The 26,621-nt window shown below is 42.6% G+C and carries 16 protein-coding genes and 2 pseudogenes; 16 read left to right on the top strand and 2 right to left on the bottom strand.

The features are described from left to right. Positions 1–40 precede the first annotated feature (40 nt). The 12 genes from cysC to B4U84_RS25725 all read left to right on the top strand — a co-directional run bounded on the left by cysC (position 41) and on the right by B4U84_RS25725 (position 16,937). Entirely contained in the window at positions 41–592 is a 552-nt protein-coding gene (gene cysC, locus B4U84_RS25780; protein ID WP_131121078.1) for an adenylyl-sulfate kinase, read from the top strand. Positions 593–801: 209 nt separating this feature from the next. Next, positions 802–1,974, top strand: coding sequence for a sulfate adenylyltransferase (sat, locus tag B4U84_RS25775; protein WP_131121077.1), 1,173 nt, complete (start codon positions 802–804; stop codon positions 1,972–1,974). 280 nt (positions 1,975–2,254) lie between these two features. Further along, a complete protein-coding gene (locus tag B4U84_RS25770; protein ID WP_131121076.1) occupies positions 2,255–2,797 on the top strand; it encodes a YybH family protein in 543 nt (180 codons plus the stop codon). Between the two features lie 262 nt (positions 2,798–3,059). After that, positions 3,060–6,776: a non-ribosomal peptide synthetase family protein gene (locus tag B4U84_RS25765; RefSeq protein ID WP_131121075.1), complete on the top strand. Its 3,717-nt coding sequence runs from the start codon at positions 3,060–3,062 to the stop codon at positions 6,774–6,776. A 374-nt stretch (positions 6,777–7,150) separates the two neighbouring features. Beyond that, the gene (locus B4U84_RS25760) at positions 7,151–8,119 is read left to right on the top strand and encodes an aldo/keto reductase (RefSeq protein WP_207391008.1); all 969 of its coding nucleotides are present in this window, start codon (positions 7,151–7,153) and stop codon (positions 8,117–8,119) included. Between the two features lie 159 nt (positions 8,120–8,278). After that, entirely contained in the window at positions 8,279–8,494 is a 216-nt protein-coding gene (locus B4U84_RS25755; protein WP_131121074.1) for a hypothetical protein, read from the top strand. Positions 8,495–8,695: 201 nt separating this feature from the next. After that, positions 8,696–9,685 carry a 4-hydroxy-tetrahydrodipicolinate synthase gene (gene dapA, locus B4U84_RS25750; protein ID WP_131121073.1) on the top strand — a complete coding sequence of 330 codons (990 nt, stop codon included), beginning with the start codon at positions 8,696–8,698 and terminating at the stop codon, positions 9,683–9,685. A gap of 375 nt (positions 9,686–10,060) precedes the next feature. Beyond that, positions 10,061–10,891: a 4-hydroxy-tetrahydrodipicolinate reductase gene (gene dapB, locus B4U84_RS25745; RefSeq protein WP_131121072.1), complete on the top strand. Its 831-nt coding sequence runs from the start codon at positions 10,061–10,063 to the stop codon at positions 10,889–10,891. 129 nt (positions 10,892–11,020) lie between these two features. Further along, positions 11,021–12,256, top strand: coding sequence for an LL-diaminopimelate aminotransferase (locus B4U84_RS25740; protein WP_131121071.1), 1,236 nt, complete (start codon positions 11,021–11,023; stop codon positions 12,254–12,256). 166 nt (positions 12,257–12,422) lie between these two features. Continuing rightward, positions 12,423–13,280, top strand: a complete 858-nt coding sequence (dapF, locus tag B4U84_RS25735) for a diaminopimelate epimerase (protein WP_131121070.1) — start codon at positions 12,423–12,425, stop codon at positions 13,278–13,280. Positions 13,281–13,441: 161 nt separating this feature from the next. After that, positions 13,442–14,923: an FAD/NAD(P)-binding protein gene (locus tag B4U84_RS25730; protein WP_131121069.1), complete on the top strand. Its 1,482-nt coding sequence runs from the start codon at positions 13,442–13,444 to the stop codon at positions 14,921–14,923. 172 nt (positions 14,924–15,095) lie between these two features. Then, complete coding sequence (locus B4U84_RS25725) at positions 15,096–16,937, top strand: aspartate kinase (RefSeq protein WP_131121068.1); 1,842 nt, start codon at positions 15,096–15,098, stop codon at positions 16,935–16,937. A gap of 322 nt (positions 16,938–17,259) precedes the next feature. Here B4U84_RS25725 and B4U84_RS25720 read toward each other — a convergent pair whose 3' ends face one another. Further along, entirely contained in the window at positions 17,260–20,796 is a 3,537-nt protein-coding gene (locus B4U84_RS25720; RefSeq protein WP_131121067.1) for a WD40 domain-containing protein, read from the bottom strand. Between the two features lie 251 nt (positions 20,797–21,047). On the opposite strand from B4U84_RS25720, the gene B4U84_RS31975 reads away from it, so the two are divergent. From B4U84_RS31975 to B4U84_RS25700, 4 genes and pseudogenes are all read left to right on the top strand, one after another. Then, on the top strand, positions 21,048–21,179 hold the full coding sequence (locus B4U84_RS31975; protein ID WP_278248357.1) for a hypothetical protein: 132 nt from the start codon (positions 21,048–21,050) through the stop codon (positions 21,177–21,179). A 244-nt stretch (positions 21,180–21,423) separates the two neighbouring features. Next, positions 21,424–22,430, top strand: a pseudogene (locus B4U84_RS25710) (IS4 family transposase); the annotation flags it as partial. A gap of 10 nt (positions 22,431–22,440) precedes the next feature. Further along, the gene (locus tag B4U84_RS25705) at positions 22,441–22,665 is read left to right on the top strand and encodes a hypothetical protein (protein ID WP_131121065.1); all 225 of its coding nucleotides are present in this window, start codon (positions 22,441–22,443) and stop codon (positions 22,663–22,665) included. 2 nt (positions 22,666–22,667) lie between these two features. Continuing rightward, entirely contained in the window at positions 22,668–24,779 is a 2,112-nt protein-coding gene (locus B4U84_RS25700; RefSeq protein ID WP_131121064.1) for a recombinase family protein, read from the top strand. 374 nt (positions 24,780–25,153) lie between these two features. Here the strand turns inward: B4U84_RS25700 and B4U84_RS25695 are convergent. Further along, positions 25,154–26,406, bottom strand: a pseudogene (locus B4U84_RS25695) (ISAzo13 family transposase). Between the last annotated feature and the right edge of the window lie 215 nt (positions 26,407–26,621).

The following is a 26,621-nucleotide window of genomic DNA, read 5'->3' as shown; positions in this document are numbered from 1 at the left end:
TCAGTAAGTTCAATTTCAGTTTTTTAACTTGGAGAAGATAATGAATCAGCAAGGTGTGACATTATGGTTTACTGGCTTGAGTGGTGCAGGTAAAACCACTATCAGTCGAGCAGTTGCTGAGATTCTGCTATCTCAAGGACATAAGTTAGAAATTTTAGATGGAGATGTGGTGCGTCAAAATCTAACCAAAGACTTGGGCTTTAGCAAGTTAGATCGAGATGAGAACATCCGCCGTATTGGTTTTGTGTCCCATCTACTAACTAGAAATGGAGTAATTGTTTTGGTGTCAGCCATCTCACCATACCGTGAAATTCGTGAAGAGATACAACAAAGAATTGGGAATTTTGTTGAGGTTTATGTCAATGCTCCTCTAGCAGTCTGTGAAGCACGAGATGTGAAAGGACTTTACAAGCGGGCTCGTTCTGGAGAAATTAAGGGTTTTACTGGAATTGACGATCCTTATGAACCACCGCTTAACCCTGATGTTGAATGTAGAACTGATAGGGAAACCCTATCAGAGAGTGTGGCAAAAATCCTGAGAAAACTGGAGGAATTAGGTATTTGTTCAGAAGGGTTATTAGTCAATAGGTAATATCTGGTTATCCGAGGAAAGTTGTCTGCGGTAGCAAAAACGGAACGGTTTTATGATCGTAAAGTCGTCACTATCGTGAGCATCTTAAACAGAAGATAGGGTTGTCTTTTCTCACTTTCAAAAAGACAAAATTGCAAATATTCACGCTTGCAAAGATACCAACAGATGTACGACATCACCCTTACTTTTAACCTATGTTATGAGAAGAGATGATAAACAAAACCTTGATTCAGCCCCACGGAGGCAAGCTTGTTGACTGTTACTTGCATAGTAAAGAGGGTGATATCACCCTGGAAAATGCTCATGCTCTGCCCCGTCTGATTCTTTCCAAGCGCAATCTTGCAGACCTTGAGTGTATTGCCACAGGAGTCTATAGCCCCCTCGATGGCTTTGTCGGAGAACAGGACTATTACACCATCGTCAAGGATATGCGGTTAAGCAGTGGTCTTGCCTGGAGCGTTCCTGTTACCCTACAAATTCCTGAGTTTGTTTCTGACGACTACAAGCTAGATTCTGAAATTGCCTTGGCTCACCCCAATGGTGACATTCTGGCAGTGATGCTCATTACTAGCAAGTTTAAACCTGACCAAGATTTCGAGGCACAGAAAGTTTACCTTACTACTGAAGATGCACATCCTGGAGTCAAAGCTCTACGCGCGGAAGGGGAAGTTTACTTGGGTGGTTCAATTAAACTCATCAACCCCATTCCCCAAAATGACTTCCTGGATTACCGTTTGACTCCAAAGGCTAGCCGCTCTGAGTTTCAAAAGCGCCATTGGAATACCATTGCGGCTTTTCAGACTCGTAACCCTATTCATCGTGCCCACGAATACATTACTAAAACCGCTTTGGAATTAGTTGATGGTTTGTTCATTAACCCACTAGTAGGCATGACAAAGTCTGATGACATTCCGGCAAGCGTACGTATGCAGTGCTACGAAGTTCTGATTAAAAAGTATTATCCCCAACACCGCGTACTTCTGGGTGTTTTTCCGGCAGCAATGCGTTACGCAGGTCCACGGGAAGCTATCATGCATGCTATAGCTCGTCAGAATTACGGCTGCACCCACTTTATTGTTGGACGAGATCATGCAGGGGTAGGCTCATACTATGGCACCTACGATGCACAGTATATTTTTGATGAATTTACATCCGAAGAGTTGAGAATTACTCCCTTGAAGTTTGAACACGCTTTCTACTGCACTCGCACCCAATCAATGGCCACTGCCAAAACCAGCCCCAGCACTCCTGAAGAACGAATACACCTATCAGGCACCAAGGTACGCGAGATGCTCAGGAATGGTTTGACTCCGCCTCCAGAATTTTCCCGTCCAGAAGTTGCTGAAATTCTGATTCAATCCATGAGTTTAGCCAAAGGCTAGTTGCTTTGCAAGGTTAATTTTGTTGAAAAAACTGGCGATGCTCTATTCAGAAGGCAGAAGGCAGAAGGGAACCCACGCGCAGTGCGATTGAAGCAAGGACGCCTTGTGCCTCGTTGCAAGCAATCTCGACACAAATCTTTTTAGTAGGCTTTATACCCACAACTAAAGTTTTTATTAATACTTCCAGCTTTCTGCTCTTTGCCTTTCTTTGTAAATATACTCAACCTTAACCAAGTTTAACAGATCGCAGAAATTTTTTTACTCCCAAGGAGAAAGCACAATGTACCTCGTTAGAACATTCAAGTTGACATTCGCGATCGCAATAATATCTTTGATAATACTGATAACACCATTCAGTTTAATTCATACCCAGAATGCTATTGCACAGCCTGCTCAAGTTAGTAATGCAGAGAAGCGATCGCCTGATGATATTGAGTTTAAGCGGTTGATTGACGAAAGCTTTGTCGCGTGGAATACTCTTGACGCTGATGCAACAGCAAAATTTTATGCGCAGAATGCTGAACTTATTTTCTATGACTTAACACCTCTTAAAAACATAGGATGGAAAGAGTATGCAGATGATGCTCAAAAGTACATCTTGGACAAAGTGACAAATTTTCATCTCTCAGCTAATGACGATCTGAAAGCCGTTCGCAAAGGTAACTTTGCTTGGACAACCTTTACTTTTCGTATGGATGCTCAACTCAAAAACGGTCAACCAATTAAATTAAATTGTCGCCAGACTGATGTTTGGGAACGGCGCAACGGTGTATGGTTGATTGTTCATGAACATGCCTCAGCACCGCTATCTATTTTGTTGTAAAACTTACTCAAACTCAGATTAAACTGAGTTCGGGATAAGAAAAAAAGACTATTCCTTTTGAAAGAAACGTAATTTTTGCCTACAAAAACGAATGGTACTAAGATAAGCCCAGAGAGAAAGTGTGTGAGCTTTTGAAGTATTAAAGATGTGGTATTGAGGGTATGGAAAGAAAAATGGTGATTCGCAGAATATTGCCGCGAATTAAAGATTAATTATTCTGTCTGGAATAACTGGAAATATTGATCTAGACTCGGAGTTAATTATGAGATTGACAAGTTTTGCTCCTGGAATTGTCACCACTTCCGATTATTCAACTTTTCAGGTAAATACCTGTAACTGGTGTAGTGTGCAAGCTGTTGTTTGTGAAGATCTTAGTGCATTTGCAGAAGTTTTTGGAGTAAGTGAGGATAGCGATGGTGAGGCGATTTGCTTGGCTGTCACCACTTGCGTTTTATCCCGCTATGCTGAACGTGCGGAAATACATTTGAGACTTGCTACGACAGGAACCGATAAGGCAACTGATACCCGGTCGGTGAAACTCTATTTTGCGAAAGAGCAAGATTTCGCTGCTGTGCTTGGTCAAGCACGCTCGGTCTTGACCATAGATACTACTAGGATACCTGAAACTAAGAACGAATCGGGAGCAACAGATGCTGGGTTTGAGTTTGTGACAACGGATGTCATTGAATCGGCTAACAGCAATATCCCACAGATACTGTTCCGCTTTGTTGTGACCAATTCCCAAGTCACTCTGAAACTGTACTTCCATACTGAAGTTTTTGCTAAGGAAGCAATGGAGCATCTGGTGGGTTGCGTGGCTCAGATGTTTGCTAACCTGGCGGCATCCTCTTCTAATGCCGTTGGTGAAATCAATATTGTCGCACCAGAGGCACGGCGTCGCCTCCTAGTCGACTGGAACGGTCGTAGTCTAGCCTATCCAAAAGATCGCACCATTCTGCAACTGTTTGAGGATCAAGCAGCAGCTACACCGAATCGAATTGGAGTTACCTTCGAGAATACAACACTGAGCTATCGTTCACTAAACGGTAAGGCAAACGAGTTAGCCATTCAATTACGGGAAGCAGGTATCAGCAAGGGTGATTTGATCCCATTCGTAATGAATAACTGTCTCGAATTGCCAATAGTGGTTATCGCACTAATGAAACTTGGGGCTGTTTTTATACCAATAGATCTGAGTTGGTCTGCGGAACGTATTTGCCTGTTGATTGACAGGATAGGCCCTAAATTGGTGATTCACTCGGAGTCAGATCCAGTGTTTGACCAGCTGAACGTGCCGACTTTTGCTGTTGCACAAGCCGACTTACCTGAGCGCAACGACAATAACCACGGTGTGCAAATCGGCATGGAGGATTTGATCTATGGCTTTTTCACTTCCGGCTCTACTGGAATACCGAAATGTACCTTAAATATTCATCTTGGCTTACTCAATCGCTTTATGTATATGAGCCGTCGTTATCAAAGTAATGGTCGCGACGTAGTACTACAAAACAGTAAGCATGTGTTCGATTCCTCGATTTGGCAAATGCTTTGGCCACTGACCAACGGTAGTCAAGTAGTTATTCCACCTCCTAGGCAACTCTTGGACCTATCCCAGACCATCGAGATTATTGCTGCCAATAAAATTACTATGACGGATTTCGTGCCATCGATTTTCAACGCCATGGTTAATTTACTAAGAGGCGAGCCTGCTTTAGCACAGAAGTTGCGATCACTGCGGCAGCTCTTGATAGGTGGTGAGGAGATTAGCCCGAAAGCAGTGCAGAGATTCAAGGAAATACTACCGCATATTGGCATTACCAATACCTTCGGACCAACTGAAGCCTCAATTGGCATGATCTTCCACGAGGTCACTAAGGCTGACAGCCAGTCGATTCCAATTGGGCGAGCAATTGACAATACCTATGTGGCAGTTTTAGATGAGAACATGAACCTGACACCACCAGGAGCTGTTGGTGAGATCTACATTGGTGGTGACTGCCTCGGGGTAGGCTATCTAAAGGACTCAGAGAAGACTGCAGCAGCATTTGTTAGCAACCATTTTCAAGAAATTCCAGGAGAAAAACTGTATCGTACTGGTGACCTTGGTTACTACCGCTCCGATGGTATGCTTCAGTTTGTTGGTCGCAAAGATTTCCAAGTAAAGATTGGTGGTATCCGTATCGAATTGACCGAAATCGAGTCCGTACTAGGTAATCACCCACAAGTGCGCGAGAGTAAAGTTGTAGTGTATGGTGACACTGAACACAAGATGCTGGTGGCTTTCGTGGTAACGGAGGGCAACCTAGATACAGCCACCTTACGTCGGCACGTTGAGCAACTATTGCCAAAGTACTCAGTGCCAAAGAAATTCTTTTTACTACAAGCAATGCCACTTAACCACAACGGTAAGATTGATCGCAAGGCGTTAGCCAACATGGTAAGCAAGATAGGTAGCAACCGCACATCGCTCCAGGATGAAATCGTTTCACCTCAAGAGTATATGATTCGTTCAGTTTGGTTGCAGGTACTCAAACTTGACTTCGTTGGTATTAATGACGATTTCTTCACCTGTGGTGGTGACTCCCTACTAGCGTTAAATCTTAGTTTAGCTATGGAAAAACAGCTTGGTGTCAAGCTATCAGTGCAGGACGTGTTCATACATCCAACCATACGTGATCAAGCAGTGCTGCTCTTTGGTAGCAATGGTAAGTCCAGCCAACTTGGGGTTAATCAGGAGGCTACGACCTTAGCTGCCGAGGTGGTATGCAATTCCGAAACGATACTAAATTCTTTGTGCATTGCGACCTCGCCAAACAAACAGCATCCTCCAAAAAACGTGTTTCTCACAGGCGGTACGGGTTTTATCGGTGCACAGTTGCTTTACGACTTGTTGATTACGAGTGACGTAAAAGTTTTCTGTTTAGTGCGGGATGGCGACAAGGCAATTGCCTACGAGCACCTGTGTGACAACCTGAGGCACTACAATCTGTGGCAAGATGGTTTTGCGCCGCGCATCATTCCAGTTATTGGTGATCTGAGTAAGCCAGAGCTCGATCTGATACCAGGGCAATTTGATCAACTTGCCAATACTATCGACACGATAATACACAATGGTGCTATGGTAAACTTCTTGCATGATTACTATCATCATCGTAATACCAATGTAATTGGTACAGTGGAGATTTTGAAGCTGGCTATCACTGGTAAGAGCAAACAGGTTCATTACATCTCCACCTTGAGTGTGTTCCCAATTAACAAATCTGCATTTGATAAGATAAAGGAGGAAACAGAACCTTTTGATACAGCTATTCCAGACGGTGGCTACAACCAGTCTAAGTGGGTGGCGGAAAAGATAGTCTGGCAAGTGTACAAACGTGGAGTACCCCTTACTATCTATAGACTAGGAGAGGTGATGCCAAGTTCGCGCACTGGAATTCCCAACTTTAAAGCACTATCTGATACTTTGATCCGAGGCTGTCTCAAGCTTGGTCTACGCTTTCCCAGTCCAATTCGGCTAGATTATACACCAGTCGATTATGTTAGTCGCTTTATCGTCGCTTTGGTCAACAATTGTGAGGTGAGCCATGGCTGCTTTCATGTATTCCACCCACAAGGAATTCTCTTCGACGATCTCCTAGAGAGCTTCTGTCAATCAGAATTTAAGCTGCGAAAAGTTTCCTATAGTGAGTTTTGGGCATCTCTACGTAAGATGTGTGCTCAAGAATCGGTAGATAAAGACCTCATGCTGTTACTAACTTTGTTGCCGGAAGCAACCGAAGAGGATCCAGAATGTAGTGCTAAATTAACTAGTCTATTCACCGACAACACACTCTACTTTTCTTGTGCCAGAACTCAGGCTTTGCTGCACCAATGGGGGAACCATTGGAACTCAGTTGAGGCAGGTATTTTTGACACTTATGCAAAGTATCATCACACCAAACTTGCTAAAATCATGATTGAATCAAGAAGAAAATTGTAAATGGTAGGCGACATGAAGTGGTATTCGGTCATTAACCAGGTTACTTAAATAAGACTTGTGGAAATCCTTGACATGATTACTGGTATCTTAGTAACCCAAGTTGCTAGTTATAAAAAAGCACCTATTTTTAAGTACAAAATCTTAAAGTTTTGTGCCTAAAACTAGATATCGTAGGATATTTTCTATCCATTTGATACCATTTAGAGACACTAACTAGCAAGTTGCGTTAGTACTTACCACGATAACTGTGTTTGAGTTTTCAAGGATCTTTGCCGCGTTCCCGCTTCGTGTCATCTTCCATATATTTGTGCTTAACTGTTTCATTTAATTTATCAATCAAAATCATTTGGGGGGTAAAAATGCTGTATAGGAGAATGGGTAGATTAGGCTGGAAAGTCAGTGAGATTGGTTATGGTATGTGGGGCATCGGCGGTGGTGAAGGTGGTTGGACCGGATCGAACGACACATCTGGCATAGAGAGTTTGCAGGAGGCAGTTAACCTCGGCTGCAACTTCTTCGATACAGCCTGGATTTATGGTCGAGGCCACAGTGAAAAGCTGCTCAGCGAGCTGATTCGCCGCAATTCTGACAAGAAGCTTTACATTGGCACAAAAATTCCACCAAAGGATCGGAAATGGCCATCAACACGGGAATCACGGCTAGAAGACGTATTTCCAAACGATCATATTCGCGAGTATACGGAAAAGAGCCTACACAACCTGGGTATATCCTCTATCGATCTGATGCACTTCCACGTTTGGGAAGATGCTTGGACTCATGATTCATCTTGGCAAAAAGCGATCAATGAGCTGAAATCGCAAAGGCTGATCAAATCACTTGGCATCAGCATCAACCGCTGGGAGCCGTGGAACGTGATCGAAGCGCTCCGTACTGGCTTGATCGATGTAATACAGGTCATCTATAATATTTTTGATCAAGCACCAGAGGACGAGTTGTTCCGGGTATGCCAAGAAATGGATATCGGTGTAATCGCGCGCGTGCCGTTTGACGAAGGGACACTTACTGGCACTTTAACTAAGGACACTAAATGGCCAGAAGGAGATTGGCGCAATTCGTACTTCGTACCGGAAAACCTGAAGGAAAGTGTTGCTCGCGCTGAAGAATTGAAGAAGATTGTGCCACAAGGCTGGAGCCTGCCGGAGCTTGCACTGCGCTTCATTCTGGATAACCCAACTGTAAGCACGGTTATCCCAGGTATGCGCCGTCTTGAACATGTACGTGCTAACATCGCCGTCAGCGACGGCACAAGGCTGCCTGCGGAACTCAAGGCGGAACTGCGTCGGTACCGTTGGGACAGGGAGCCGACAGAATGGTCACAATAAAACGAATGACTGCCCAAGCCTTACACAAACTTTGGACATTGCAACGGTTCTAAGACCAATACCCGTGAATGAAATCGATAACCAATAACAAATTTACGAACTGAAAAATCCTGTACAGATGAAATCAAGACTCATCAATGTGCAACATTGAGGGGACAAATGCCAACTATTTTCCGGAGCAAAAAATCCCAGCTAGTTGAACAAGAACTTTATGGAATGTTAATTGCATACAATCTGCTGAGAGACTTGATGTATCAAGCAGCTAATAAATATGGTAAAGATCCATTGCTTTTAAGTTTTCTTGAATCTCTGCAACTAGTTACAGAGAATTGGAAGAACAATCATGCCTGTAACTTGAACAATAACAGCTTTTAGAGTTAGCTTATGATATTGATTGATAGTCTCAGGATTCAACGTTCTTGTAGTCAGTATTTACCTCAAACAGTCAACAGAAACGCAAATGTTTCTCCCAACCAGCAACTTTTAGCGTTAACACCCCTAAACAGCTTTTGTAGGTAGGCTATTGCAGTAAAAAATAGCAAAACACAAAAACCAGAATAATTAGGGGTGGAGAAAATGGTAGATTTTGGAAGAGTTCTAACCGCTATGATTACGCCGTTTAAAGAAGACGGCAGTATCAACTATGATGTAGCAGCAGAATTGGCAGCACATCTAGTTAACAACGGTACAGATACATTGGTGGTTTGTGGCACAACAGGAGAATCGCCTACTCTGACTTGGGAGGAGAAATACCAGTTGCTTGCTGTAGTGTTACAGGCAGTGGCAGGTAAAGCCAAAGTCATAGCAGGATGTGGTTCCAATTCTACTAAGGAAGCAATCTCTATGACTCAGAAAGCCTTTCAAATAGGAGTTCACGGTTCTTTACAAGTTGTTCCCTATTACAATAAACCGCCGCAAGCAGGGCTTTACAAACACTTTCAGGTAATAGCGCAAGCCTGTCTCGATTTACCGTTATTACTATACAATGTTCCCGGTCGTACTGGTCAAAATCTTCAACCAGAAACAGTTGCCCGCTTAGCTGAGATTAGCAACATTATCGGGATAAAAGAAGCTAGTGGAAATTTAGATCAGGCAAGCCAAACTCGCTGCCTAACGCCAAAAGAATTCCACATATACTCTGGTGATGATTCTTTAACCTTACCCTTATTAGCAATTGGGGCAAAGGGTGTGGTGAGTGTGGCTTCTCATCTGGTAGGAAACCAACTACAGCAGATGATCCAAGCCTTTAGTGCAGGTCAAATTCAAGTGGCAAGCGATATTCATCTACAACTCTTTCCGTTGTTTAAAGCGTTGTTTGCAACTACAAATCCTATCCCAGTCAAGATAGCACTCAAACTTCTAAATTGGAAGGTTGATTTAACTCGTCTACCGCTACATGACGAAGACTCCGTAGAAGTGAGTCAAAAGTTAGAGGCGATTCTGAAGGAACTTGGTTTCACCCTCTTCTATCAGACTGGAAAAACAAAATACCTGAAAACATTATTTGATTCAGATTTTGACAAATTTACAACTTCCCTAACTGATAGAAAGATTCATAAACTGTAATCCGTTTGTAAATGGAGGAAATATGAGAGTAACAAAAGTAAACTTTGCACTAAATTGTCACCCTGTAAACACGATATAACTACGTTTAGATTCAGTCTAAAAAGTTGGCTAATAACACGAAGTAAATAATGAAGGATAAGTTTTAAAAAGTATAAAAAGTGCCATGCTGAACGGAGCAAAGCGAAGTGAAGCGAAGTATCTCCCAATTATGCCAAGAAACCAAGATTCTTCGCTCCACTTCTTTACCTCAGAATGACATTTGAGAGTTTGAAAATACATTCCAGAGCATCGGTCAAATATCAATAGTCAACGTTCACCTCAAAATCCCTTGTACTTTAACTAGGTGATAAAGTTCACAAACTTTTAGTGATAAAAATGATTGATCAATTCAAGATTCCAGTTATTATCAATGGTGCTGCTGGCAAAATGGGTCGTGAGATCGTGAAGGCTGTAGCACAAGCGCCGGATATGACTTTAATGGGTGCAATTGACACGAGTCTAGAATATCAAGGTAAAGATGCTGGGGAGCTAGCGGGTTTGGGTAAGCCCCTAGGAATTCCAATTACTAATCAATTGGAACCGACGCTAACCTTTATAACTCAGAAAATACAGCCAGGGGTAATGGTAGATTTTACCCATCCCAGTTCAGCATATGATAGTATTCGCAGCGCGATCGCATACGGTATCCATCCTGTTGTTGGCACCACAGGGTTAAGTCCAGAACAAATTCAAGATTTGGCAGATTTTGCCGATAAAGCTAGTGTAGGGTGTCTGATTATCCCTAACTTCTCGATTGGTATAGTTCTGCTGCAACAAGCTACAATGGCAGCATCTCACTATTTTGACCACGTTGAAATCATTGAACTGCATCACAACCAAAAAGCAGATGCTCCTAGTGGCACGGCAATTCACACTGCTCAGATGCTGGCAACAATCTGTAAAGAGTTTAATAAACAACCTGTTGAGGAGACGGAGAAGTTACTGGGAGCCAGGGGTAGTTTACTAGACAAAGGCATTCGTATTCATAGCGTCCGATTACCAGGGCTGATTGCCCATCAGAAAGTAATTTTTGGCGCGCCCGGTCAAATCTATACCCTTCGTTACGACACAAGTGATCGCTCTTGCTATATGCCTGGAGTGTTACTGGCAATTCGCAAAGTGTTACAGCTAAAGTCATTGGTATATGGATTAGAAAAAATACTCTAAGAAACTCAGCAAATACCCATTTGAGATTTTAGATTTTTGGAGTTGGGTAGCATCGGTGAGAGCAACGAATATATCGCACCTATGAATCAGCAGTAAGCTGTTCATTTATAACGCTTGTAACAATCTATTATGGCAACTGTTAATGATAACTACCTTAAGCTGAAAGCAGGTTACCTGTTTCCTGAAATTGCGCGGCGGGTCAGTGCTTTTATGGAAGCTAATTCTAATGCTAAGATTATCCGGCTGGGGATTGGCGATGTTACAGAGCCACTACCAGAAGCTTGCCGCACGGCGATGATTAAAGCAGTGGAAGACATGGGTGATTACGCCACCTTCAAAGGCTACGGACCAGAGCAGGGCTACGCCTGGTTGAGGGAGAAAATTGCAGTTCACGATTTCCAGGCACGGGGATGCGAAGTTGATGCATCCGAAATCTTCATTTCCGACGGCTCAAAGTGTGACACAGGTAATATCCTTGATATTTTTGGCAATGACAACATTATTGCTGTCACAGACCCTGTCTATCCTGTCTATGTGGATACCAACGTCATGTCAGGACATACCGGATCTGTCAAGGATAAAGGTGAATATGAGGGTTTAGTATATCTACCGATTACAGCGCAAAACAATTTTACCGCAACGATTCCCTCTCGGAAGGTTGATTTAATTTACCTCTGCTTTCCCAATAACCCCACTGGCGCTGTCGCCACCAAAGATCACCTGAAAGCATGGGTGAACTACGCTCTTGCAAATGGCTCCATTATTTTTTTCGATGCAGCTTATGAAGCCTTTATCACCGATCCGTCAATTCCCCACTCCATTTATGAGATAGAAGGAGCAAGAGAGTGTGCGATCGAATTCCGCTCCTTTTCCAAAAATGCAGGCTTTATTGGTACCCGCTGTGCATTCACAGTTGTGCCGAAAACACTCAAGGCAAAAGCCGCAGATAGTTCTGATGTCGAACTGTGGAAGCTATGGAGTCGTCGCCAATCCACCAAGTTTAATGGTGTGTCCTACATTATACAACACGGAGCCGAAGCAGTCTACTCTGAGGAAGGACAGGCACAAATCAAAGCACTCATTAGTTTTTATCTGGAAAACGCTAAGATTATTCGTGAGAAGCTGACAGCCGCCGGGTTATTGGTTTATGGTGGTGTGAATGCGCCTTACATCTGGGTAAAAACACCTAATGGTTTGTCAAGTTGGGATTTCTTCAATTATTTGCTGCATATCTGCAATATAGTAGGTACACCTGGTTCTGGCTTCGGTGCAGCAGGGGAGGGCTACTTCCGCATTTCAGCATTTAATAGCCGAGAGAATGTGGAAGAGGCAATGCAGCGAATTATCGAGAAGTTTAAAGTGTAGGATGATCACCTTCAGTGTTCAGGTTTTCCTACAGATATTTGCATATTTCCATAGTCTGCTGTTGTTTCACAGACAAGACACAGATATTGTAAATTTTGCCAGATCACTTTTCCTATCAAGATATCACATTAAGAGAAAACACAAGTAAACTTCATGAATTTGGGAAATGGAAATCGAATTTACTAAGTATCATGGTTTAGGTAATGACTTCCTCTTGATTGACAATCGCTCCTCATCACAACCCGTACTGACTTCAGAACAAGTGGTATATTTGTGCGAGCGCCACTTTGGTGTCGGTGCAGATGGTGTTATTTTTGCCTTACCTGGAGAAAACGGTACTGACTACACCATGCGGATTTTCAACTCTGATGGTTCAGAACCGGAAATGTGTGGCAATGGTATACGCTGTTTAGCCGCTTTTTTGGCTGACTTAGAGGGTAATTCCAGAAAAAGCGTTCAATATCACATTCAAACCCTGGCTGGTATCATTACACCCCAACTTATGCCAAATGATCAAGTCAAAGTGGATATGGGTGTACCTAGGTTACTGGCTAGCGAAATTTCCACAACGCTTTGCCCAGATGAGGAAAAAGTCATTAATCAGCCGCTAGAAGTTGCAGGGAAAACCTGGAATGTCACCTGTGTGAGCATGGGTAATCCCCACTGTATTACTTTTGTAGAAGATGTAGCAACAATTCCTCTAGAAACAATAGGTCCACACTTTGAATATCATCCAGCTTTCCCACAACGGACAAATACCGAATTTATCCAGGTGGTGCGTCCTGACTACGTTAAGATGCGGGTGTGGGAAAGGGGTGCAGGTAACACCTTAGCCTGTGGTACTGGTGCTTGTGCGTCATTAGTGGCTGGTGTGTTGACAGGAAGGTGCAATTACACTGCAACTGTAGAACTTCTTGGTGGCTGTTTGCAAGTTGAGTGGTCAGCCACAGATCAACGTGTTTACATGACAGGACAAGCCACGCGAGTTTTCACAGGCAAAATTAGTTTGGGATTTAGCCATTAAGACAAGTTATGGAGTTTGTAAACTAATTTGTGTAAATGATCAAAACCTCAGATAAAACGAGTTTTATCTATTCTTATTCGTTTCACCATCAAGTAACTTAGTTCAAATAACTTTCAGTTTTGTACTTTGTTCAACCATAACATGAAATAAAGTAGGGTTTTATGCATAAAGACAATTCTTCTACTACCATCGCTATTATCGGTGGTGGCTTCAGTGGTTCTATGGTTGCCACTCATCTACTACAGACAGCAACTTATCCTCTTAATATCAAATTGATTGAACGCAATTCACTGTTAGGACGAGGAGTCGCTTACGATACCTATTCTCCCTATCATCTACTAAATGCTCTTGCCGGTCAAATCAGCGCTTTTCCCGATCACCCCAATCACTTCCTACATTGGATTCAAAAACAAAACTACACGATTGACAATTTTGTAGCCTCTGTTGTGACGGTAAACACTTTTGTTCCACGCAAGATTTACGGTGATTACATTCAGGCTATCTTGGATGAATCAGAAATCAATGCCTCCAACTACGTGTATCTAGAACGGATAACTGACGAAGCACTTGACATTAAGCCGAGGGATCGCGATGCAACTGTGTACCTAAGTAGCGGTCGGGTTATACGAGCAGACAGAATAGTTTTGGCTGTGGGCAATTTTCCTCCAGCCGACCCGTGGGTACAAGAACGCTCTTTCTACAAAAGCAGCCGCTACAAAGGCAATGCCTATTCTGCTGAAGCTTTGACAGGTCTTGACCCTGATGACCCAGTTTTGTTAATTGGAACAGGGTTAACTATGGTAGATTTGATTCTCACTTTATTTGTGCAAGGTCATAGAGGCAAGATTTATGCAGTATCGCGACATGGGTTATTGCCTCTTCCCCACAAAATAACTCCTCCTATTCCTCCCTTTATTTCCGTTGAAGCAGCTCCCAAAACAATTCGAGCGTTGATCCACCTTGTCCGTCAACAGGTGCAGTTTGCTACCGCTTCTGGTCAAGACTGGCGGACTGTCATTAACTCGCTACGTCCGATAACTCAGAACCTCTGGCAGACTCTTTCTGTAAAAGAACAGCAGCGGTTTTTACGTCACGTTCGTCCCTACTGGGATATCCACCGTCATCGAATTGCGCCGGAGATTGCACAGATAGTTAACAAGCTACTTTCTTCAGGTCAACTAGTCGTATATGCCGGTCACATTCTAGGCTACCGCGAGGATAGTTGTGGAGTTGATGTAACTATTCGCAAGCGGCATACAACAGAAGATATCGTTTTGCGGGCAAGCCGTGTTGTGAACTGTACTGGTCCAGCATCCAATTATGAGAAGTTGAAACATCCCTTGATAAACAACCTGTTTTCTCAGGGTCTTATTTGCTCTGACCCCTTGCAAATAGGTTTAGCGTGTGCCCCTAATGGTGCGCTATTGGACGCGACTGGTATGCCCTCAGAACTCTTATATACATTAGGTTCAACACGTAAAGGCGAGCTTTGGGAAATAACGGCTGTGCCTGAAATTCGACAACAGGCAATAGCTTTGGCACAGGAGTTACTGCTTCAAGTCACTACAGAAGCAAATAGGACAATAAGAACAAACTTCAAGCAATCAACTGCTTACGAAGTATCTCACGAGGCTGTTGCTTGATACCGCACAATCTTTTGATTAAGCTTCTTCCCATTGGAGATATCTGTCAAGGAAATGTAGAGGCAAAAAGGGGATGTGGAAGAAAAACAGAGCCCACTCCCTCTTCTATTGTCAAGTGATTTGTGTGACTTACAAATACCTTTTCTTTGTCTATTTAGTCTAAACACCAGTTATGGCCCTAATAGTTCAGAAATACGGTGGTACTTCTGTTGGTTCAGTTGAACGCATCCTCTCCGTTGCAGCTAGAGTCTGCAAAACTGTTAAAGCGGGTCACTCCCTAGTAGTGGTAGTTTCCGCGATGGGTAAAACCACTGATCAACTAGCCGAATTAGCCAACAAAATTTCCAAAAATCCTAGCCGCCGGGAATGGGATATGCTTCTCTCTATGGGGGAACAAGTCTCCATTGCACTACTCTCAATGGCATTGCAGGAATTGGGACAGCCAGCAATTTCTTTGACGGGGGCGCAAGCAAGAATTATTACAGAACCAAAACACACCCGTGCTCGGATTCTGCATATCCAAACAGAGTGCATTGAACGGCATCTCAAGGAAGGTAAAGTAGTTGTAGTGGCAGGCTTTCAAGGAATTACCAGTATAAATGAATTGGAAATCACTACACTAGGACGTGGTGGTTCCGACACTTCAGCAGTTGCTTTGGCAGCAGCATTAAAAGCAAGTTTTTGTGAAATTTATACTGATGTACCAGGAATTTTAACTACAGATCCTCGTTTGATACCAGAAGCCCAGTTAATGGATCAAATTACCTGCGATGAAATGTTGGAATTTGCCAGCTTGGGGGCAAAAGTAATGCATCCCCGCGCAGTGGAAATTGCTCGTAACTATGGAGTGCCTTTGGTTGTACGATCAAGTATGACAGATGAACCAGGTACTTGGATAATTTCACCAAAGCCAGAACCACGACCACTCAATAATTTGGAGATTTCTCGAACGGTAGATTGTGTAGAATACGATACCAATTTCGTTAAAATGATGTTGCGATATATACCTGATAAACCAGGTATAGTTGCACAACTGTTTAGTAAAATTGCTTACAGAAATGTAGATGTTGATTTGATTACCCAGTCGCTTTTAGAAGGAAATACAAGCGATATTGCTTTTACTGTGAAAACACCGTTTTTAGAACGGGTAGAAACAGAGGCAGAGGGGATTGCCACTGCATTCCGCCGCAAATCTAACTCCAAACCAACAGAAGCTGAGGTCGTGGTAGAGCAAGATATTGCTAAAGTCAGCATCGTTGGTGCGGGAATGATTGGGCGTCCTGGTATCGCTGCCAAGATGTTCGCCACACTGGCAGAGATTGGCATTGATATTCAGATGATTTCCACCAGTGAAGTGAAAATTAGTTGCGTGATTGATGCAGCAGATTGCGAGCGTGCGGTTGCAGCTCTCTGTAAAGCCTTTGAAGTAAACAATTTCCCAGCTTCTAAACACACATATAAGTACACCTTCGCTTCAGGAACTTCCTCAGCTTCCTTTAGTCTCCCTGTTCGGGGTGTTGCTTTGGATATGAACCAAGCACGTCTCATCATTCGCCAAGTACCAGATCGTCTAGGAATAGCAGCTAAGCTGTTTGAACTATTGGCGCAACGCAGTATCAGTGTTGACACGATCATTCAGTCTCAGCGTTACCACTGGATTGATAACATTCCCAAACGAGATATTACGTTCACCGTAGCGCAAATCGATGCGGAAATTGCCCAGAAAATCTTGCAAGAAGCAGCGGCAGAATTCGGTTGGAGTGAAGCCGTCCTTGACAATGCGATCGCCAAAATCAGTATTGTCGGTACAGGCATGATTAAACAACCAAGTGTTGCGGCACGAATGTTTGAAGCGCTAGCTCAGCACCAAATCAACATTCTTTTGATCGCCACATCAGAAATCAAAATCAGCTGTGTAGTGGCTAGAGAACAGGGTATTACTGCTTTGCAAGCCATTCACGCTGCCTTCGAGCTTGCCGATAGCCAAAAAATTCAGGTTTCTGCATGTCTGTAACCCACATTCCGCACTTCATTTTGTAATATGCTTGTCTTATGAAGTTTGGGCTAATGGTAGTTAAATAGCGATCGCCAAAAGCCTAAAAAATAGCAGTGTTAATACTTAATACCATTAACGGTTTTTTGTAAGATTTGTTGAAGCATTATATATTACATTCTGAAGTGCGGAATGTGGGTTCATTACTTACTGCCAACGTGACCGGAGTCTGAGACTCTTTTACGTGGGGACGGTGAGACAGACTTCACCGGGAGAGTCGTCTCCCCACTCACTTTATGAGGATTTATTTAGTCCTCTGACACTCAACTTCTACATCGCACCGCTATATCTTCCCCATGCTCCCATACTCAACTGCCCCTAAATCTTTCAGAGTAATTTTTTGAGTCTCAGTTAAACCAGTCACCCCAGTAATATTCATACCCTCGTAAGGTTTAGAGTTTCTCAAAGTTTTCAGGCACTCACCGATTGAAACATCCCAAAGCTTAATCGTTTCATCTTCACTGCAACTGGCCAGGGTTTGACCGTTGGGACTAAAGGCTACCGACCAGATGAGCTTGGAATGTCCTGACAAGGTTCTTACGCTGCTGCTTGTGTTAACATCCCACAACTTGATTGTTTGGTCACTGCTGCCACTAGCAAGGGTGCGACCATCTATACTGAAGGCGGTTGAGTGTACAGAATTGGTATGACCCTGTAAAGTTCCAAGATGCTCACCTGTGTTAACATCCCACAACTTGATCGTTTGGTCACTACTGCCACTAGCAAGGGTGCGACCATCCATACTGAAACATAAAGACCATACCCAACCAGTATGACCGTGCATGGTCTGAAGGCATTGACCTGTGCTGATATCCCAGAGTTTCACTGTTTGGTCATGACAACCACTAGCCAGTGTACGACCGTTCGGACTGAAGGCGACTGACCATACCCGACCCGTATGCCCCTGCAAAGTCTGAAGGCAACGACCAGTACTGACATCCCACAACTTGATCGTTTGGTCCTCACTGCTACTAGCAACTATCTGACCATCTGGGCTGAAGGTAACTGATGAGACCCTATTACCATGCTCCTGCAAAGTTTTGAGACATCTACCAGTAGTAATATCCCACAGTCTTATTGTATGATCCTCACTACCACTAGCAAGCATTTGACCATCTGGGCTGAAGGTGACTGATGTAACCCGATTACCATGCCCCTGCAAAATTTTGAGACATTGACCTGTGCTGACATCCCACAGTTTCACCATTTGGTCTTCACTGCCACTAGCAAGTATGGTACCTTGAGGAATAAAGGCAACTGACCACACCCTATTGCTATAACCCTGCAAAGTCTTGAAGCAAAGACCATTACTGGTATTCCAGAGATATAGCGTCTGGTTATCATTTACACTAGCAAGCATATTACCTTGAGGACTAAAGGCGACTGACCACACCCTATTCCAATCTCCCTTTAAAGTTTTGAGACATTGACCTGTGCTGACATCCCACAGTTTCACCGTTTGGTCTTCACTGCCACTCGCCAGCATTTTACCATCAGGACTGAAGCTGACTGAGTTTACCCAGTTAGTATGACCCTGCAAGATTTTAATGCATTGACCTGTGCTGACATCCCACAGCCTCACCGTTTTGTCATGAGAACCGCTCGCTAACATCTGACCGTCCGGGCTGAAGATAACCGACCACACCCAACCTGTGTACCCCTGCAAGATTTTAATGCATTGACCAGTGCTGATATCCCATAATCTTACCATTTGGTCGTCACTGCCACTAGCCAGTGTGTCGCTATTTGGGCTAAAGGCAACTGAAAATATCCTGCTACCATTTTCCTTTAGAGTGTTGAGGCAGTGACCTGTGTCCACATCCCATAACTTCACCGTTTGATCCTCACTGCCACTTGCCAGCATCTTACCATCAAAACTGAAGGCAACTGATCGGATCGTGCTACTATGACCCTGCAACGTTTTGAGGCATTCACCAGTGCTAGTATTCCATAGCTTTACTGTTTGGTCATCACTACCACTAGCAACAACATTACCATCAGGACTGAAGGTGATTGACCAGATCCAAGCAGTGTGACCCTTCAAAGTGAGAATTTGCCTCCCATTTATAACTTGGTACAAATGAATCTCACCGTAGTTACCACCTGTAGCGAAAACTTTTCCATTGAGACTAAAGGCTACTGAAAAACAGCAACTGAGAGTTTCAGCAAAAACAGATTTAGCTAGATTAGCATTTTGGAAATTCGCATTGTGCAAATTCACCTTCTTTAGGTCTGCTTGCCAAACAGTTAGATCAGAAAAATCATAGCCACTTAGATCGGTTCTCAGATGACAAAGCAGATTAAAAATATTTCCAGCCGTATAACTGGGTTCTAAGGGCGATGTTTCTCGTAGTGTAACTAAAATTTGAGTAAGTTGATTTTCAATGCCTTTAGTATTCCCAAAGTGATTAAGCAACCCATCTATAACTGGCTGGAGGAGCAGGCGAACTTGAGCGTCGATGATGTAGTCGGGAGCAGTCGCCTTCATTAGAGCATGGCACCGGAGAAGTACAATTTTCTTTAGAACAATCTCTGAACAAACCTGAGCCACTAGTTGCTCAGTCACATACTCCATTAATACAGGTTGTAGTGTGAACAGTGATACAGTTTTTTCAATCAGCGATCGCCGCAACAGAGATTCCACAGCCTCCACTAATTTTGCTTGTAGTATTGGCGGGACAAAATCTTCAAACAATTCTGCGATTCCAATCGGCTCACGATTAATCACCAACCAGTACATTATGCTCTTTTCTAAATCTGACAAGCGCTCAAACTGCTGAGCTAGAATATCCCTAATATCGCCTAAAACAACCTTATCTTGTTTCAAAAACTCAGATACTTTATTATCAAACACGTCTTGAATGGTTGTAGCAACTATCCTTAAGGCTAATGGATTGCCTCCATAACGCTTAGTTATTGCTGTCCATTCGTCCTCTGTTCCAGATATGTCCTTGAGCTTAAAGATTTCTTGCCCGTGTACCGCTTTAAGACCACCCAGTCGTAGTGAGCGTACGGGTAGTGCTTCGCCTTCTAATAAGGCTACTTCTTTAAGTTTTTCCCGGCTAGTGAACACTAAACAGCTAATGTGATTTGCCTCTCCCACTCGTTTGAGGAACTCACCATACCCCTCATATCCCTCTCGATATTGTCCAGAGCTACTACTATTGCGTAGAATCGATTCCACATTATCGAGTATCACAAGACAGCGTGATGAGCGCAAATAGTCAATCAGTTCCAATACTCTTTCGCCTACTGTCTTTGGTAAGTCAGCTTCTGAAATCTGCTCGTCGGACAGAAATTGGAGTAGATTAGCCAGGATAATTTGAGGTGATGGAGCTTCTCGTAGCGATCGCCAGATAACGTACTCAAAGTTCTCCTGAATCTGTTGAGCAAGCTTTACAGACAAAGATGTTTTACCAATGCCTCCCATTCCCAACAGTGCCACCAATTGGCAGCGCTCATCAACAATCCATTGCTCTAACGTAGCAAGTTCTTCTGTGCGCCCATAAAAAACCGGAGCAGAGATAGCTTCCCCAAAATCTATACGCGTATTAGAGCTTAAATAGTCACTTTTTCCTAGTTTTAAATGAAAAGCTTTGAATAGCTCCTCAATTGTTCTTTTGTCAACCCCTCCTTCACAATTTAGCACCTTGGAGATTGTACCAGTATATAACCCAGAGCGTACACTGATTTCTTCGAGGGTGTACCTTTTTCCAAAATTTTCCTCTGCTTCCGACTTACGCTTTGCCTCTTGAAGTCTATCCAACCCCTTAGGGCTAAGTACAACACCACGCTTGCGTCTCCAATTATGTAAACTCATATTTAAAAATGGAGTATATAAAGGATTTAAGCTCAATTTTTAATATAGCGATTGTTCAAGTACAAAGGTGGTTACTAGCATCATCAATTTTATGACTTTGAGCTAACGCCATCACAACAGACCGCTCGGTACGGCTATTTTTAGTCCCAGAAATTGTTTCCTTCCAAACACCAATCACTTGATAGCCAACCAGGGCTGCATACTCTAGTAAGTCCCGTTCTTGTCGCTTACAGGACTTATGCGAGTCTGTTTTGGCATACGACCGTCAAGCCTCCTCATTAGAAGCAGCAGTGTATCAACGTTTACGGGAGTTAAAGTTAGAACCACCAATACCCGAAGCGGTGGAACGGCTGATTCGGTCCATCGGTGATAGGTTAGGATAAAGCGCCTTTTGTCAATCAGTTAAAATACTCAAAATATTCTTAATAAGAATGATAATCGTGTGGAGCAAAGGGGGATGAGGCGAGCGATGCTCGCCTCATCCCCCTATTTTTGATTATCATTATCTTTAAGTCTTTAACAGCTGAAATAGAAGATGAAAAAGTATTGTAACGACGTAAAAAGTGAGCAGCATTGTTAGGTAAATTCAATTATCAAACGAGGTAATGAAAAGTTTGGTTTATCACTATGCCCAAGCGACCAAAACAAAATTCTGATCACGCACAACGGCATAATACTCCCACGATAGATAATGAAGCGATCGCGTCGCATTTAGAAGCTTTATTAACCAACAAAAATATTATAAGCAGTTAGGATTACGAGATAGGATTCTGAATTTATCGTTAATGGTGGCAGCAGTTTTAACACTATTATGGCGGCAAGTTCCTGGCGTTCAAGAGTTAAATCGCCTGCTAGCAAGAGAAGGTTTATTATGGTGTCATCCCACAAAAGTTGCTCAACAATCATTATCAGAAAGATTTTTAGTTTTCCCTGCTGAGTTATTTGAGCGTGTATTTAAAGATTTACTACCTCAGTTACAACTCAATTGGCAGCAACGACTGAGGCGACCACTACCAGATAGTGTTAAGTTTGCATTGCATAATTTTCACCGAATTTTGATAGCTGATGGGTCAACATTAGAAGCTTTATTTCGGAAGTTAAAAAGCCTGGAAGACTTAAAAACAGGACAATTAGCCGGAAAAATTTGTACAGTTATTGATTTGGTGACTCGTTTACCCGTTGAAGTTTGGTTTCATACTAATCCCGCAGCATCGGAGACGAACTTTGAAGCGTCATTACTGAATTTACTAAGAGCTAAAACTCTGATTTTACTTGATAGAGGTTTTTATCATTTCCAATTTTTACAACAACTTATTAACCAAGAAGTTCATTTTATTACCCGTTTAAAAGCTAAAGCTTCTATTAAATGCTTAAAGATTTTCAGCTATGACCATTCGGTTAAAGACCGATTGATTCAACTTGGGACTGTTCGCCGTGGCGCACCAATTTTAACTTTACGTTTAATTGAAATAAAGGTTGGTAGAACTAGTTATTCTTACATTACTTCTGTTCTCGATCCTGCTATATTACCTCCTTATGTCGTGGCAGATTTATACCGAAGAAGATGGAGAATTGAGATTAACCAGCCACAATACATCTATAAAGACAAACGACTCCAGCTATCCTATCATTGGAATTGAAGGGTTGCTCAAACTGGTAGAAGTAGCCAGAAAACTGAAAGCATCCCAGGTATCAACAAATTCACAAGGTGTTGTATGCCAGACCAACTTATCCCCCCCCACCCATAAGCGAGAAACTATCCTCAGTGTGGATAAAGCTCCCACTACGCAACCGCAAGCGGTTGCTATGTCTGCTGTCTGGGATGCTGGAAAAGCAGATGAAGATAGCAATTCAAGCAAAGGAGAGTAGCAATGAGCCAGAATTTTGAATTACACTCATTGCGATCGGAAAAAATTCTTCCCTGTCACCAAGAAAAATTGGCAGTAGTTTACGTTCGGCAGTCAACATTGCAACAAGTACTAGATCATCAAGAGTCAACAAAACTTCAGTATGGCTTGGTTAATCGCGCAATCGCTTTGGGGTGGAGCCAAGAACGAGTGCTAGTAATTGATGATGATCTAGGAAAATCTGGAATTAGCGCACAAGGTAGAGAAGGATTCCAACGATTAGTAGCAGAAGTAGGAATGAATCATGTGGGGCTGATTCTAGGTATAGAGATGTCAAGACTAGCACGTTCGTCCAAAGATTGGCATCAACTGTTGGAAATCTGTGCTTTGTTTAGAACACTAATTGCGGATTTGGATGGAGTCTACGACCCTAGCAATTATAATGACCGCTTACTTCTTGGTTTAAAGGGAACAATGAGTGAAGCAGAACTGCACATTATTAAGCAAAGAATGGTGCAGGGCAAGCTCAATAAAGCACAACGGGGAGAACTAAATTTTTTACTACCTACTGGTTATGTCCGTCGTCCTTCTGGAGAAGTCGCATTTGACCCAGATGAACAAGTTCAGCAGGTAATTCGGCTAATATTTCGGAAGTTTGAGGAACTGGGTACTCTAAATGCCGTGCTGCGATACTTAGTTAAAAATGATATCAAAATTGGGATTCGAGTCCCAACGGGACTAAATAAAGGAGATTTGGAATGGCATCGTCCTCATCGTATGACTTTGCAAAACTTACTCAAAAATCCGTTGTATGCAGGTGCTTATGCATATGGTCGTCGTCAAATAGATCCCCGCAAGCAACAAGCGGGACAACCAAGTACTGGAAGAGTTGTGATTGCCCCAGATAATTGGCATGTGTTGTTACCAGATTGTTATCCTGCTTATATTTCCTGGGAGCAATATCAGTGGAATTTGGCACGATTGAAGTCTAACCAGGCAAGAGCTGAGGAATTAGGTGCAGTACGCCACGGGCCTTCAATATTGTCGGGCTTGTTGGTTTGTGGTAGGTGTGGTTGTCGCATGGCTGTTCAGTACAGTCAGGCGCATCATCATCGCTATGTATGTTGCCAACAGGCTGTGGATTATGGAGAAAAGAGGTGTCAGCAACTTGCGGGAGCTGCACTCGATAAATTTGTTAGCCAACAGGTTTTACTAGCGCTTACACCTGCGGCTTTAGAATTATCTTTGGAGGCAGCAACATATATCGAACAAGAGCGCCTTGAGCTTGACCAACTGTGGCAACAGCGATTGGAAAGAGCCACTTTTGAAGCCGAGCGAGCTGGACGGCACTATCGATTGGTTGAACCTGAAAACCGACTTGTAGCACGTCAACTCGCCACCGAATGGGAAGAAAAATTGGCTGTACAACAGTCATTACGAGAAGATTACCAACGATTCTGCCATCAACAGCCTCACTTGCTCTCGAATACTGAACGTGAAGCGATTTGCCAATTAGCCCAAGACATTCCGGCTTTATGGGTTGCAGCAACTACAACAAATTCTCAACGCAAAGAAATTATCCGACAGGTGATTGCAAAAGTAATTGTTGAGGTTATTGGTGATAGCGAGCAAGTTCAAATTATTATCGAATGGGTAGGAGGTACTTGCACAGAACATAGTATCGTTCGTCCTGTTGCCAAGCTTACTCAACTGTCACAATATGACAAGCTTTGCGAACGTCTGAAGAGTTTAATAACTGAAGGATTAACCTCTGAAGAAATCGCTCAACGTCTTAATTCAGAAGGCTATCATCCAGCAAAATGCCGTGACACCTTTAATCGTCAGGGTGTCTTGGAGCTAAAACGACACTTGGGCTTGTGCCTAAAGCGTTCTTGTTCTGACAACCCAGATGTTCTTAAGGAAGCAGAGTGGTGGCTACCAGATTTGGCTCGCACAATTGGGATGCCTAATATTACGCTTTACAATTGGGTAAAACGTGGTTGGGTGAAAGCAAGACAGCAAGAACAACCACCCCGACACTGGATTATTTGGGCTGATGCCGCAGAAGTGGAGCGTCTACGCCAACGTCGTTTGCTACCCCTTGGCTATGCTACCCGCCAAAAATGGCTTGATTAGATGCTCGCTATGTCTACCTACCTCAATTCAGCCACAACTTTATAAATACAGTAAATCTCCAGGACTACAACTTATGCCACGTCAAAATTACAATTCAGACATTTATAGTGGCATTGTGGCTGGCTCATCGAAGAAGCTTTTTATTCAGTTAAGGGACTTCCAAATAATAAATTAATCAAAAAAATTCAAGAGACAGTTCTTAATCAATAATGATAATCATTAGGAGGGGGAGAAAGTGCTTGCCGACGGCAAGCACTTTCTCCCCCTCAAATATTCGTGAAGGATTTACACCCCTTTCTCTTTCGTTTGTCCTTGGGGTAGTTGCGAGTTTATTTAATTTATAGCTTTATAAAAGCTGTTAAAAAAATTAAAGACTATGTTGCTTCACAATAGATATCAATAAACCATTTACCTAAATTTGGGAAATCTTCATTTGTAGAATTGGTCAGACGTTTAATTTGTTTTTCGATTTTGGACATAGCTTTTTTAGTCAGCTTAATTCCATTTTCATAAGTTTGAGTTACCAACTTCACAATTGGATGTTTACCTTTCCACTTCATATTTTGAGCAAAGTTTAAAGCTGTCTCTATCTCATCTAAAATGCTGCCATTCCAGTAGTTTTCCAAAACTGCCCAGGTTCGTTCAATTGGATTGTATTTACTATGATATGGAGGATAATAAGCTAAACGTATATTTAGTTTATATGACTGAGAAAACTCAACTATACGTTTCAGAAACTGAGTTCGCCGAGAATTATTTTCTCCTCCATTATCTTGATTAATAACCAAAGTTTTTATTTCTGGGAATCGCCAGCTTTCTGATTTCCAAAAATCTGCTAAAGTATCAACAATAAAATCACTCGTCACCTTGGATTCTGTAAAGTATAAAAATAGTTCATCTAACTCTGGAAGAAATATACCGTAAGGAGTTACGGTTGTTTTTGGATGATAATCATGGTCTTCAGTTTCAGTTGAAACTCTGTTTTTACCTCCTCGGTCAAATGAGCCTATATTTACACGAGTTTTTGCATCAAGGCTTAGACGTAAAACGCTCTTATCATCTAAAGCCGATTGATTAACTATTGCTAATTGCTCAAAGATTGCATCTGTTTCTGGAATTTTTTTTGGGGAAGAACTTTTGCCACTCGTTTGAGGCGATAACCTAAATAATTCAATTTGACGCGAATTGTTTCTTCTGTCGGTAACTGTTCATTACTGTAACCTAACTTTTCAATTAATAGCTTTCTTACTTGACTTGCAGTCAGGCGTGTATACAGCCTTTGACTTTTAAAACTTGGGTCAGTTTGACTTTGAGAATCGACTAATTTTTTGATATCTTCTAAAAGATTTGGTAAATGTTCTTCTGCCTTCCAACGTCCTCTTGCCGAATAATTATCTACACAAGTAATCCTGTTAGTTAATTCTTTAATTCCTTTACGAATAGTATTTCTATCCCACCCCAATTCTTTTTGAGCCAGTAATTGTCCTCCATAACCGAACTCCAACACAACTTGTGCTTGAAACCGCCGTCGTGCTGCTCCTTTGAGTTGGCTAGCTGTTTGCTTGAATACTTTTTTGACTGAATCAGTTAATTCGAGCAACACTCCTCTCCACACAAAAATTTCCATCCAAATTGAATTTACTACGAATAGGGGTGGAAGGAGAAGCAGCCTACGGCTGCTTCTCCTTCCACCCCCTCAGAATGATTATCATTATTGTATTTGGTGATTTTATTCCTTGGAAGTCCCTAAACGTTTATTGGGGCTGTCTTATTTGTGGACTGGCTCTATTAATGGTATCAAATTACAGGTGTGGGCTACTTGGCTATTTTATGCAGTATTAG

This window comes from Westiellopsis prolifica IICB1, assembly GCF_004323185.1.
Classification (GTDB): Bacteria; Cyanobacteriota; Cyanobacteriia; order Cyanobacteriales; family Nostocaceae; genus Pelatocladus; species Pelatocladus prolificus_A.
The sequence above is the reverse complement of the archived record's forward strand: the minus strand, read 5'-3'. Positions and strand labels throughout refer to the sequence as shown.